Source organism: Sphingomonas sp. GW821-FHT12D09 (assembly GCF_058807215.1).
On sequence record NZ_JBXAQL010000005.1, the window covers coordinates 119,469 to 132,661 of the forward strand.

Annotated in this window: 11 protein-coding genes; 9 read left to right on the top strand and 2 right to left on the bottom strand. The window is 66.7% G+C overall.

Translation table 11 applies throughout. The features are described from left to right. Window positions 1–162: 162 nt before the first annotated feature. On the bottom strand, window positions 163–1,428 hold the full coding sequence (locus AC1RPL_RS20280) for a hypothetical protein (RefSeq protein ID WP_493071996.1): 1,266 nt from the start codon (window positions 1,426–1,428) through the stop codon (window positions 163–165). A gap of 85 nt (window positions 1,429–1,513) precedes the next feature. Then, the gene (locus AC1RPL_RS20285) at window positions 1,514–1,879 is read right to left on the bottom strand and encodes a hypothetical protein (RefSeq protein WP_493071998.1); all 366 of its coding nucleotides are present in this window, start codon (window positions 1,877–1,879) and stop codon (window positions 1,514–1,516) included. A gap of 422 nt (window positions 1,880–2,301) precedes the next feature. Between AC1RPL_RS20285 and AC1RPL_RS20290 the strand changes: the two genes are divergently transcribed. From AC1RPL_RS20290 to xrtA, 9 genes are all read left to right on the top strand, one after another. Next, a complete protein-coding gene (locus tag AC1RPL_RS20290; protein WP_493071999.1) occupies window positions 2,302–2,940 on the top strand; it encodes an XrtA/PEP-CTERM system exopolysaccharide export protein in 639 nt (212 codons plus the stop codon). Between the two features lie 10 nt (window positions 2,941–2,950). After that, window positions 2,951–4,465, top strand: a complete 1,515-nt coding sequence (locus AC1RPL_RS20295) for an XrtA system polysaccharide chain length determinant (RefSeq protein WP_493072000.1) — start codon at window positions 2,951–2,953, stop codon at window positions 4,463–4,465. Window position 4,466: 1 nt separating this feature from the next. Further along, on the top strand, window positions 4,467–5,576 hold the full coding sequence (locus tag AC1RPL_RS20300) for an AAA family ATPase (protein ID WP_493072002.1): 1,110 nt from the start codon (window positions 4,467–4,469) through the stop codon (window positions 5,574–5,576). Then, complete coding sequence (locus AC1RPL_RS20305) at window positions 5,573–7,162, top strand: hypothetical protein (protein WP_493072004.1); 1,590 nt, start codon at window positions 5,573–5,575, stop codon at window positions 7,160–7,162. Before AC1RPL_RS20300 ends, AC1RPL_RS20305 begins: the two co-directional genes overlap by 4 nt. A gap of 16 nt (window positions 7,163–7,178) precedes the next feature. Beyond that, window positions 7,179–8,303 (top strand): AAA family ATPase, encoded by a 1,125-nt coding sequence (locus AC1RPL_RS20310; RefSeq protein WP_493072006.1) that lies wholly within the window; start codon window positions 7,179–7,181, stop codon window positions 8,301–8,303. A gap of 5 nt (window positions 8,304–8,308) precedes the next feature. After that, entirely contained in the window at window positions 8,309–9,178 is an 870-nt protein-coding gene (locus AC1RPL_RS20315; protein WP_493072008.1) for an XrtA system polysaccharide deacetylase, read from the top strand. Continuing rightward, complete coding sequence (locus tag AC1RPL_RS20320; protein ID WP_493072010.1) at window positions 9,175–10,248, top strand: FemAB family XrtA/PEP-CTERM system-associated protein; 1,074 nt, start codon at window positions 9,175–9,177, stop codon at window positions 10,246–10,248. Before AC1RPL_RS20315 ends, AC1RPL_RS20320 begins: the two co-directional genes overlap by 4 nt. Continuing rightward, entirely contained in the window at window positions 10,248–11,498 is a 1,251-nt protein-coding gene (locus AC1RPL_RS20325) for a TIGR03087 family PEP-CTERM/XrtA system glycosyltransferase (protein ID WP_493072012.1), read from the top strand. Before AC1RPL_RS20320 ends, AC1RPL_RS20325 begins: the two co-directional genes overlap by 1 nt. Before the next feature lie 128 nt (window positions 11,499–11,626). Continuing rightward, window positions 11,627–13,168, top strand: coding sequence for an exosortase A (gene xrtA / locus AC1RPL_RS20330; RefSeq protein ID WP_493072013.1), 1,542 nt, complete (start codon window positions 11,627–11,629; stop codon window positions 13,166–13,168). Window positions 13,169–13,193: the final 25 nt, after the last annotated feature.

Consider the following 13,193-nt stretch of genomic DNA (forward strand, 5'->3'; position numbering starts at 1 on the left):
GGAAGCCCACCTTTTTCTTATGGTGAGCAAAATGTCCATCAATTCGCTGGGAATTGACACAAAGGAAAGCTTGGCGCCGGGAAAAGCGGATTTTGGCGGTGTTGCGTGCATGCAACGCACCAGGCCCGAAAACGCGCGTTCGCGGGATCGGTTCCCGCGATTTCATCCTCCCGGCGGGGTGTAGCTGATGGCGACTTCGAACCAGGCGGCGAGATAGTTGCCGCCGGTGACATTGGCGATCGTATAGTTGCTGCCCGCGGGCACGCTGGCGGTCAGCGTGCCGTCCCGGATGCCGCTGAGCAGCGTCTTGGATCCGTCCGTCAGGTCGAAGGCGAGTTCGGTGCCGGCGGGGGCGTTGGGGATAGACCATGCAAGCTTGCCGGCCGGATTGGGCTGGATCAGCGGGAAGGGCACGCTGCAGGCGCCGTGCTTGCCAACCGGCGAGGTGGCGCCGCGGATGACCGTGGTGGCATAGCCGGCGGGCAGCTGGACCAGTGCGGTGTTCAGCCAGGGCTGGGCCGGCTCCGCGCCATAATAGGGCGGCATATAGGTGCCGAGCGACGGCTGGGGCGCCCAATTGCCCGGCGCGAGGAAGATCGCGGTGCCGCGCTTCTCGCTATAGGCGCAGGCGCCAAAGGTGGAGATGTTCCACAGCGTCTGCTTGTAGACGGCGTAATCGGCGTTGTGCCGGCTATAGGTTGCTTCCCAGCCCTCGAGCTGGAGGAAGCTGTTGTACATGCTCGGGTTGCAGCTGATCTCCGCCACGGTGGGGCAGCAGAGCAGGGCGACCAGCAGAGGGCAGTTGGCCGGCGCGCTGTTGCTGGTGATGTCGGGCACGTAATAGCCGCAGATATTGGTCAGGCTGGTATAGTGCGAGTTGCCGGGGTCGTGCCGCAGATAGGGCGCCAGCGCCGAGCTGCTCTTGAACAGCGACCAGAGCGCGCCGACCTGCTGGCCATAGGCCAGGTCATAGGCGGCGTGGACCGCGACGAAATGGGCGCCGTGATAGAGCAGCTCGAGGAAACTCGATACCACGGCCAGGTCCCAGCTGCCGCCGGGGTTGAACGCGCTCTGCTGATAGCCGGAGACGGTATAGACCGGGGGCTGGCCCGCGGGCAGGCTCGCCGGGGCCAGTGTCGGGACGTAGAGCGAAAGCGCGTTGTCGCCGATATAGCCCGCCAGGAAGCCGAGCGCGGCCGCGTCGCTGGCCGGGCAATGCGCGAAGTCCGTGGCGTTGTAGGGCAGGCCCTGCGATTGCTGCCAGGCGGCCAGCCAGACCGGCAGGATCACCGAAAGCTGGTCGGAAAAGGCGGCGGTCAGGCTGCCGGCGGCGATCGCATCGGTGATGACGCTGGATGCGCGGACATCCGTATCGAACAGGCTGTCGATGAATTGCTGGATGTTCGAGAAGTCGGAATTGATCGGCACGACCGGCATGACATGTCCCCCGCCTGAAACCCGGAACGCGCGGCAGTCGAAGAGCCCCGGGCGGGACTCTTCGACCGCCGTGGGATCAGGCCAGTTTCTGCAGGTTGATCGTGCAGGAGGCGTCGTGGTGGGGCAGGTTGTTGATCGGCATGCTCGACGTATAGCCGTTCGGCGAACTGACGTTCACATAGGTCGTGCCCGTGCCATAGGGATGGTTGTAGTTGAAGTTGAAGGCGCTGCCCGAACCGTCCTGCAAAGCATAGCTGAAGCTGCCCTGCGGTCCGATGAGGCCGCTATTCTCCGTGTAAAGAACAGCTTGCGCGCCATTGGGGAGCGGGTTGGGGCCCGAGGTGATCTTGATCTGCTCGCCGTGGATCGTGGTGACATTGCCGAATTGCAGGGTAACACCCGACTGATTGACGACAGTGATAGTAAGCGGACGTGCGGCCATTTGTATTCCCCCTCGCATTTATGTGGTGAGTCGCAATTTAAATTGCATGTGGGAGATTGGAATTAGACTCGTAATCGAGTCAACAGCCGAAACGATCAATTATTTATTGATGAAACCATTATAGTTTAATTCGACTCGAATTAATTCAATTTCGAGCCTTTCAATATGGATTCGTGATGTAGGTGAAATTTATCGTGGCGATTGCACGGAATTGGTTGATTCGAAATTCGGGTTATTATGATCTTTATCGGCGGCAGGTTTCCCTGGCCCGCCGTCCCGCACCGGGATCGCGTTTCCGTCTGGGATAAATGCAGTGACCCCTAACCCGATATTTACCTCTCGCGTCGATAGCTGACCGTGATCCTGTGCGGGTTGCTGTCGAGACGTCGGCTGCTTCCGCCCGCCGGGAAAAGGAGCTCGGCATGCGTTTCATCGGTTTCGGCAAGACACTTCTGGCTCTCGGCCTGGCGGCGACGCTGGCCGCATGCGGCGGCGGGAGCCGTCCCGAGCTGCCCTCCGCGCAGGCAGTGGCCGGGCGCGAAGTGCCGAGCGAGGAATATGTCATCGGCCCGATGGACTCGCTCCAGGTCTTCGTGTGGCGCAATCCGGAACTGTCGGCGAAGGTGCAGGTGCGCCCCGATGGCCGCATCACCGTTCCGCTGATCAGCGACATGCCCGCCGTGGGCAAGACGCCGGCGATGCTGGCGGACGACCTGAAGTTCGCGCTCAGCGAATATATCAAGGACCCGATCGTCTCGGTGATCGTCGAGAATTTCAACGGCACCTACAGCCAGCAGGTACGCGTCGTCGGCGCGACCGAGAAGCCGGCGTCGATCCCGTACCGCGCCAACATGACCGCGCTCGACGCGATGATCGTGGTGGGCGGCCTGAGCGAGTTCGCGGCGGGCAACCGCGCGCGGCTGGTCCGCTACGACCGGCAGACCGGCAAGCAGACCGAGTACAAGCTCCGCCTGGGCGACCTGTTGAAGAACGGGGACATCAAGGCGAACGTCAAGCTCGAGCCGGGCGACGTCATCATCATTCCTACAAGCATGTTCTGAGGTAGCGCCGGTGGGGAGCCTATACGACGAACTTCGCGGCGCACTGCACGCGATCTGGATGCGGCGCTGGGTGGCGCTGGCGGTGGCGTGGGGCGTGTGCCTGGCGGGCTGGCTGGTCGTCTCGCAGATGCCGAACAATTATGAATCGCGCGCGCGCATCTTCGTGCAGCTGCGCCAGATCATCCCGACCGACGGGACCACGGCGCTCAACCAGCAAAAGGATCTCGACCGGATCCGCCAGACGCTGACCAGCGCGGTGAACCTGGAGAAGGTGGTGCGCGGCACCGACCTGGCGCGCACGGTCTCGACCGACCGCGACGTGGCCGACCGGGTGGCGGGCCTGCAGAAGGCGATCAAGCTGACCGCGCAGCAGGACAATCTGTTCGAGATCGCAGTGACGGCGCCGAGCGGCAAGCTCGCCCGCCAGATCGCGCAGAAGCTGATCGACATCTTCGTCGAGGCCAACCTCTCCGACAATCGCGACCAGTCCAGCCAGTCGCTCGACTTCATGGACCAGCAGCTCGCCGAGCGGCAGAAGCAGCTCGCGGACGCCGACACCAAGCGGGCCGATTTCCAGGCGCGCTTCCTCGGCTCGCTGCCGGGCACCGGATCGATCGACGACCGCGTTTCCGCAGCGCGCACGCAGCTGGCGCAGATCCAGGGCGACCTGGCGGCCGCGCAATCGGGCCTCAACGTGGTCAATGCGCAGATGGCAGGCACCCCGGCGAATGTCGCGGGCTCCGGCGGCGGCGCCGTGACGGGTCCGGCGCGGGCGCGCTTCGCGGCGATCCAGGGCCAGCTCGCCGACGCGCGGGCCAAGGGCTTCACCGACAGTCATCCGGACGTGATCGCGCTCAAGAACCAGCTGGCGGCGGCACAGAGCGCCGCGGCGCGCGAGCCGGTGGTGAGTGGTGCTTCGGCAGGCGCTTCCAACCCGGTCTATATCGGCCTGCAATCGATGCGGGCGGACAAGCAGGCGACCGTCGCCGCGCTCGTCCAGCGCAAGGCGCAGATCGAGGGCGACCTCAACGTGCTGAGCGCCAAGATGGCGGAGTCGCCGGGCGTGGCGGCCGAGCAGGGCGAGATCGAGCGCCAGTACCAGGTGCTCAAGGGCCAGTATGACACGCTGCTCGCCCAGCGCGAGCAGATGAAGATCTCGAGCCAGGCGCAGACCGTCGCCGATGCCGACAAGTTCAACGTGGTCGATCCGCCGACGCAGCCGCGTGCGCCGACGTCGCCCAACCGTCCGTTGCTGCTGACCGGCGTGCTGATCGCCGGGCTGGGTGCGGGCCTTGCCGCGGCGTTCGCGCTGGGCAAGCTGACCACGACCTTTGCGACGGCGGGCAAGCTGGAAAAGGCGAGCGGCATGACCGTGATCGGATCGATCGGCGAAGTGGTGACTGCGGCGCAGACCGCGATGCGGCGCAAGAAGCTGACGCTGTTCGCAGGCGGACTGGCGGCGCTGGTCTGCGCCTATGTCGGGCTGATCGGTGTCGAATTCGTCCAGCGCGGCATGGGGGCCTGACATGAACGACCATACGCCCCGCCGCCTGAAGGGTTCGCTGCTCGAGCGCGCGGCGCAAGGCTTCCATTATGCGCCCGCGCCGATCGAGGATGTGCCGGTTGTGCCGGTGGCGAAGGCCAAGCCGAAGCCGCCGGCTCCGGTGGTGGCGCCTGAGGTGCAGGCTCAGCCGGCTCCCGTACAGCCGCAGCCTATGCCGGTTGTTGCGCCCCAGCCCGTGCTGCAGGCTGAGCCTTACCCCGGCGAAGGCCGGGGCCCAGCCTCAGCGTCCCAGACTGAAAGTCTGGCCCCCGGCCTTCGCCGGGGAGAAGCTTTGGAAGAAGCTGCAGCCCCCCAGATCGCCACCGCGCGCCCGACCGGCCGCCGGATGGCGCCGCTCGACCGTGCAGTGCTCGAACAGGGCGGGATGCTGATGCCGGGTGCGGCGATCGGCCCGCTGGCGGAGGAATTCCGCATGGTGAAGCGCCAGCTGCTGCTCACCGCGCGCGCCGTTGCCGCCAAGGATACGGTGAAGGCCGCCGACCGGGCGCGGATGATCCTGGTCTGCTCGGCCCAGCCGAGCGAGGGCAAGACCTTCTGCGCGATCAACCTCGCGCTCTCGATGGCGACCGAGAAGGACGTCGAGGTATTGCTGGTCGATGCCGACTTCCCCAAGCCCGACGTGCTGCCGCGCATGGGCCTGCCGAGCGGCCCGGGGCTGCTCGACGTGCTGGCGGGCTCGGTGGCGAACGTCGAGGACTGCATCATCGATACCGACGTGCCGCAGCTTTCGGTGCTGCCGGCCGGTGCGCGTTCGATCAGCGACACCGAGCTGCTGGCGAGCGACCGCGCGCGGGCGGTGATCGACGGCCTGGCCGAGGCCAATCCGCGCCGCATCGTGATCTTCGATTCGCCGCCGGCGCTGGCCGCGTCGCCCGCTTCGGTGCTGGCGCTGCACGTCGGGCAGGTGATGCTCGTCGTGCGCGCCGACCAGACCAGCGAGAGCGACCTGCGCGCCGCAGTGAACACGCTCGATGCCTGCGAGCATATCCAGCTCGTGCTCAATTCCGTGTCGTTCCAGCCCGGCGGGCGCCGGTTCGGCAGCTATTATGAACATGGGGAGGAAAGCCGGTGAAGCGGCTGATCATTCTGGCGGGTGTTGCTACGGGGGTGGCGGCGCCGGCACAGGCACAGCGCGTCAGCGTCACGCCCTATGTGGAGGCGAGCCAGGTGGTCGCCGCCGATCTCAATGGCGGCGACGTGCTGACCTATTCGACCGTCGGCGCCGGCGTCGATGTCGGCGTGCATTCGCGCCGCGTCGAGGTGCAGGTGAGCTACCGCTACGAGCACCGGTTCGACTATCAGAACAAGCTCAACAACGATCACACGCATAGCGGCCTGGCCACGGTGCGCGCGACGGTGGCGCCGGGCCTGTCGATCGAGGCGGGCGGCATCGCGACGCGGACGCGCTCGGACATCCGCGGCGACGTGCAGACCAGCAATGTCGGCAATTTCAGCAATTCGGCGCAGGTCCTGTCGGGCTATGTCGGCCCGAACCTGGCGACGCATTTGGGGCCGATGTTCGTCAACGGCGCCTATCGCTTCGGCTATACCAAGGTGGAGGCGCCCGGACAGACCGGCGTCGATCCAAGCCAGCCGCGGCTCGATTATTACGATGATTCGACCGTGCACGTCGCAACTGCGAGCGTGGGCGTGAAATCGGGGACGGTGCTGCCGGTCGGCGTCACCGCCAGCGGTTCCTACACCCGCGAGAATGCCGGCCAGCTTGATCAGCGCTTCGAAGGCAAATGGGGCCGCGGCGACGTGGTGCTGCCGGTCCTGCGCGGCCTCGCCCTGGCGGGCGGCGTCGGCTATGAGCAGATCAAGATCACGCAGCGCGATGCGCTGACCGTCGGTGGCGTGCCGGTGGTCGACGGGGCGGGGCGGTTCAAGACCGATCCCAATTCGCCGCGCCGCATCGCCTATGATTTGAGCGGCGTGTTCTGGGATGCCGGCGTGATCTGGAAGCCCAGCCGCCGCACCTTCCTCGAAGCGCGCGTCGGCCGGCGCTATGGCTCGATGAGCTATACCGGCTCGCTCAGCTATCAGGCGGGCCCGGGCAGCGGCATCCAGATCGGCGTCTATGACACGGTGCAGACCTTCGGCCAGCAGCTGAACGGCCAGCTCGGCACGCTGCCGACCTCGCTTGCCAGCACCACCGATCCGTTCGGCAATGAATTCTCGGGCTGCATCTATGGCACCACGGGCGCTGCCACCGGCGGCTGCATGACCGGCATCCTGGCCTCGGCGACGACCTCGGCCTATCGCGGCCGCGGCGTGACCGGTGTGGCGGTGATGGGTCGCGGCGGCACCCGCATCGGCATCGGCGGCGGCTGGGCCAAGCGCGACTTCATCGCGCCGAGCACGGGCGGCACCGCCTTCACCACCAACGGCACGAGCGACACGACTATCTATGGCCAGCTGTTTGCCTCCACCGATGTCGGCCCGAACGGCTCGCTCCAGGGCAGCGTGATCGGCAGCTATTACGACACCGACCTGGCGGGCAATGCCGGCATTTACGGTTGGGGAGCGAATGCCGCCTATACCCATCGCTTCGGCCGACTCGGCGCGACGCTTTCGACGGGTGTGTTCGGGTTCGAGCGGGATGGCGAGAGCAGTGCGAGCGCCCAGGCGCTGCTCGGCTTGCGTTACGGTTTTTAAGGTCGGGACGAAAAGAATGTACGACGACCAATATGGATTGACCGGCCGGCCCTTCCAGCTGACCCCCGATCCGAAATTCTGGTTCGATACGGCCACCCACCGCAAGGCGATGGCCTATCTCGGCTATGGCCTGAGCCAGGGCGAAGGCTTTGTGGTGATCACCGGCGACCCCGGCGTGGGCAAGACCACGCTGATGGGGCATCTGCTCGGCGAGATCGACCGCGAGCGGCTGAACGTCATCAAGATCGTCTCGACCCAGCTGCGTCCCGAGGACTTGCTGCGGCTGGTCTGCCAGGGCCTGGGGATCGACTCGTCGAGCCTCAACAAGGCCGAGATGCTGAGCGCGATCGAGCGCGGGCTGCACAGCGTCGCGCGCACCGGGCGCCGTACGCTGGTCGTGGTCGACGAAGCGCAGTCGCTGCCGATCGAGAGCCTGGAGGAGCTGCGTATGCTCTCCAACTTCCAGGCCGGCGGCTATCCGCTGCTCCAGATCTTCCTGCTCGGCCAGCCCGAGTTCCGTCTCACGCTGAGCGATCCCCGTCTCGAACAGTTGCGCCAGCGCGTGATCGCGATGCACCATCTCGATCCGATGCAGGCCGATGAAGTCGAACCCTATCTGATCCACCGCCTGTCGTGCGTTGGCTGGCGGGGCAAGCCGCGCTTCACCAACGACGCCGTGGCGGCGATCCATCGCTGGTCGGGCGGTAGCCCGCGCCGCGTGAACCAGCTCGCCAGCCGCGTGCTGCTGTTCGGTGCGGTCGAGGAGCTGGAGACGTTCGGTGCGAACGAGCTTGCGGCGGTGATCGCCGACCTCAACCAGGATACGCCGATCTCGGCCTATCGCCCGGCGCCTGCGCCGCAGCCCGAGCCGTTCGAGCTGACCGACATCGCGCCGATGCCGATGGGTGCGCCGGTGCCGCCGCCGCAGCCGGTCGATCCGGTGCCGCTGCAGACAGCACCTGCGCCCGCGCCGGTCTCCGGCGATCCCGTGCAGCAGCGCATCGCCGAGCTGGAGGCGCAGGTGGCCGGCCAGGACGAGGCGCTGCGCCGCGTGCTGGGCTTGCTGGTCGACTGGGTCGAGCAGGGCGAAGGCAATGGCCGCCGTCCGGACCTGTCGGCGGTGCGCGGAAACGCGGCCTGAGCCCCATGGTCATCAATGCCCTCTCGGTGGATGTCGAGGACTGGTTCCAGGTCGGTGCGTTCGAGAACACGATCGCGCGCGAGGATTGGGACGGGCTTGAGCATCGCGTCGAGGCGAATACCGACAAGGTGCTGGCGCTGTTCGACGCCGGCGGGGTCAAGGCGACCTTCTTCACGCTTGGCTGGGTAGCGGAGCGCTATCCGGCGCTGATCCGCCGCATCGCCGAGGCGGGGCATGAAGTCGCCAGCCACGGCTGGGACCATGCCCGTGTCTTCACGCTCGACCCCGAGCAGTTCCGCGCCGACCTCGCCCGGGCGAAGGCGGCGCTGGAGGATGCCAGCGGGCAGCAGGTGACCGGATACCGCGCGCCGAGCTTCTCGATCGACCGCCGCACGCCCTGGGCGCATGAGGTGCTGGCCGAGGAGGGGTACACCTATTCGTCGAGCGTCGCGCCGGTGAAGCATGACCATTATGGCTGGCACGATGCGCCGCGCGGGGCCTTCTGGCCGGTGCCGGGCGCCGATCTGGTAGAAATCCCGATCACGCTGGCGAGCTTCTTCGGCCGCGAAGTGACTACGGGCGGCGGCTTCTTCCGGCTGCTGCCGGGGGAAGTGACTTATCGCGCCGTACGCGCCGCCAATGACGCGGCTCGTCCCGCGATCTTCTACTTTCATCCCTGGGAGATCGACCCGGGCCAGCCGCGCGTGCAGGATGCGCCGCTCAAGTCGAAGCTGCGCCATTACAGCCGGTTGGGCGCGATGGCGGGTAAGCTGGGGACGCTGATCGCGGGGCATGAATGGGGCCGGATGGACACAGTCGCCGCCCGCGAGACGGCGCGGCTGAAGGAAAAGTGCCGGAAGGCGCTGGCGCAGTGAACGCGCCGCTGCTCGCCAAGCCGGTTGCGCTGCGCTTCGCCAATCTGGCGGACGCGATCGAGCGGGCGCGGATCGGCGCGTTCGTGCACGATCATCCCGAGGGCACGCCTTTCCACCTGCCCGCCTGGAGCGTCGCGGTGGCGCGGGGCTGCGGGCAGAAGAGCCATTATCTGGTTGCTGAGAACGCCAAGGGCGACCTGACCGGCGTAATGCCGCTCACCGAGGTGAGCTCGCCGATCTTCGGCAAGGTGCTCGCCTCGGCCGGGTTCGGCGTTGGTGGCGGCATCCTGACCCATGATCCGCGCCTCGTCTCGCAGCTGGCCGAGGCGGCCTGGACGCTGGCGGGCGAGCTGAAATGCCCGGTGATGGAAGTGCGCGGCGGTCCGCTGCCGGGTCCGGAATGGAGCGTGGACGACACGCGTTACCTGGGCTTTGTGCGCGCGCTTGCCGAGGACGACGACGCCCAACTCCTCGCCATCCCGCGCAAGCAGCGCGCCGAGGTGCGCAAGGCGCTGGACAACGATCTCGATATTTCGATCGGCTGTCATCCGGACGACGTCGCCGCGCACTATGCGGTCTATGCCGAATCGGTCCGCAACCTCGGCACGCCCGTATTCCCGCGGGCGCTTTTTTCCGAGGTTTTGCGGGAATTTGGCAAATCGGCGGACGTGCTTATAGTCCGCCACGGCGGAGTGGCTGTGTCGAGCGTATTGAGCCTGTATTGGAAGGGGACGGTGTACCCCTATTGGGGTGGCGGCACCCGGGCGGCGCGTGCCCTGCGCGCCAATGACCGCATGTATTTCGAGCTGATGCGCCATGCCCGCCTGCGCGGCTGCAAGCGCTTCGACTTCGGCCGCTCCAAGGTCGGCACCGGGCCGGCGGCGTACAAGAAGAATTGGGGCTTCGAGCCCAGGCCACTGGCCTATTACGATCGGGTGGCAGAGGGCGCCAAGCCGCGCGATGCGAGTCCGGTGAACCCGAAATATTCGCTCCAGGTCCGCGTCTGGAGCAAGCTGCCCTTGTGGGTCGCCAACCGCGCCGGACCCTTCATCGCGAAGGGCCTTGGCTGATGGGCGATATCCTGTTCCTAGCGCACCGCGTGCCCTATCCGCCCGACCGGGGCGACAAGATCCGCGGCTTCCATATCCTGAAATACCTGTCGACGAAGCAGCGCGTCCACCTGATCGCGTTCGCCGACGATCCCGCCGACCTGAAGCAGAAGGGCGGGCTGACCAAGTATACGGGCAACCGATCGATCGTGTGGCGCGCCAAGTCGCAGCTGGTGGCGGGCGTGCAGGCGATGATCCAGCACCGGCCGGTATCGCTGACCGCGTTCGACAATGACGCGTTGCGCCAGGCGGTGGACAACATCCTCGCGCGCCACCGCATCGACACGATCTACGTCTTCTCGAGCCAGATGGCGCAGTATCTGCCGTCCAATCCGCGGCAGCGGGTGATCATGGACTTCGTCGACATGGATTCGGCCAAGTTCGCGGCCTATGCGAAGACGAGCAAGGGCCCGATGAGCTGGATGCTGGGGCGCGAGGCGCGGCTGCTGCTGGCGCATGAAAAGGCGATCGCGGCGCGGGCGGATGCCAATTTATTCGTCAGCGAAGCCGAGGCGGACCTGTTCCGCGCACGCACGCGGGCAGACCGCGTCCATGTGATCGAGAACGGCATCGACACCGAATATTTCGATCCGGCCGCGACGTTCAAGCGCGTCGATGTCATGGGATCGACGATCGTCTTCACCGGGCAGATGGATTATCGCCCGAACATCGAGGGCGTGACCTGGTTCGTCGAGACGATCCTGCCGCATGTCCGGCTGGCGCATCCCGATGCGCGCTTCATCATCGTCGGCCGCAACCCGACCGACGCGGTCAAGGCGCTGGCCAAGCATCCCGGCGTCGCGGTGATCGGCGAGGTGCCCGATGTGCGCGGCTGGCTGGCACAGGCTGCGGTGGTCGTGGCCCCGCTCAAGCTGGCGCGCGGCATCCAGAACAAGGTGCTCGAAGGCATGGCGATGGCGCGGCCGGTGGTCGCTTCCGAGGCTGCCGCGACGGGCATCGATCATGGCGGGACGATCCTGGTCGGATCGACCGTGGGCGAGATCGCCGAGCATGTGACGCGGCTTCTTTCGGACCGGCGCAAGGCGTCTGCGCTGGGCGATGCCGCGCGCAAGCAGGTGGTCGATCACTATAGCTGGGAAGCGCGGCTGAGCCCGCTCGACGCCGTGCTGGGCGAGCCGCTGCGCCCGGCCAAGGATGCGCGCGTGTCGCGCGTGACCGACGTGCCGAAGAAACCGCGGCGGGCGGCGTGAGCCCGAAAAAGGGCGTGGCGTTTATCATTTCTCCGTCATCCCCGCGTAGGCGGGGATCCAGGGTAACGAGCGATGTCCTGCTTGGCTCTGGATCCCCGCCTTCGCGGGGATGACGAGGTTTGGTTCTGATGGCTGATGTAGCGATCCCTGCGCAGGCTACCATGCCTGCCACCGCCACGTTCGACGCACGCTGGAAGCGGCATGCCGCGATCCTGGCGGCGGTGTGGCTGGCGCTGCTGGCGATCTTCCACCGCGACACTGCCGACCTGGCGACGATCTACTGGACCAACACCACCTTCGGGCATTGCCTGTTCATCGCGCCGGTGATCGGCTGGCTGGTGTGGCAGCGCCGCGTCGAGCTTTCGGAAGTGCCGCCGCAGGGCTGGTGGCCGGGGTTGGCCGTGGTTGCCGCGGGCGGCCTGGGCTGGATGGTCGGCGATGCCGCGGGCGTCGCGCTGTTCCGCCATGCCGGGCTGGTGCTGATGCTGCAGGGCGCGGTGGTGAGCGTTCTCGGGCCCAACGTCGCCCGGGGGCTGCTGTTTCCGCTTTGCTACATGGCGTTCCTGGTGCCGTTCGGTGACTTCCTCGAAGGGCCGCTGCAGGACATCACGATCGCCATGGTGATGCCGTTGCTCCATGCGTTCGGCGTGCCGGCCACGCTGGATGGAGTGCTGATCACCACGTCCAATGGCTATTTCGAAGTGGCAGAGGCCTGTTCGGGCGCCAAGTTCGTGATCGCGATGGTCGCGTTCGGGGTGCTCGTCGCGAATGTCTGCTACGTGTCGTGGCGCAAGCGCGCGGCGTTCATGGTCGCTGCGATCGTCGTGCCGATCCTCGCCAATGGGCTGCGCGCGTTCGGGACGATCTATGCGGCGTGGTGGACTTCGGTCGAGCAGGCGACGGGCTTCGACCATATCGTCTATGGCTGGGTGTTCTTCGGGCTGGTGATGGCCGTGGTGCTGGCGATCGGCTGGAAATGGTTCGACCGCGATCCCGATGCGCGCTGGTTCGACGCCGCCAAGCTGCAGACCGTGCCGGTGCGGCGCGTCGATGCGCCGGTGGCGGGGCTGCTGGTGCTGGTGGTGGCGAGCCTGTTCCTCGGCTGGTCTAGCCTCAACGATGCGCGGGCGACGAAGCTGCCGGCTTCGTTGCAATTGCCGGAAGTGCCGGGCTGGCACCGAGTGGCTCCGGCTACCCGCGCGGCCTGGTCGCCGAACTATCCGGGCGCGGACCATGTGCTGGTCGGGCGCTATGCCGATGCGACGGGGCGGAGCGTGGACCTGGCGGTGGCAGTCTATGCGACGCAGCATGAGGGGCGCGAGCTGGTCGGATTCGGGATCGGGGCGATCCGCGAGAATGACCGCTGGGTGAAGATCGAGGATCTGGGCCCGGTGCGGCGCGGTTCGGCGCTGCGCATGACCGGGCCGGGGCGTGTCGAGCGCGAAGTGGTCACCTGGTACCGAATCGGCGGGGTGCTGACCGGCAGCGAGAAGCGGGTGAAGCTGGAGACGCTCAAGACCAAGCTGCTTGGCGGCAACCAGGCCGGGGTAGCGGTGCTGCTCTCGGCCGAGCAGGGTCCGGATGCGGGGGCGCATGCCGCGATCCAGGACTTCCTGGGGGCGATGGGGCCGGTGGAGGACCTTGCGGATCGTATGACGGGGGTGCGCTGAGCTTGCCAACTTCCGTCATCCCGGC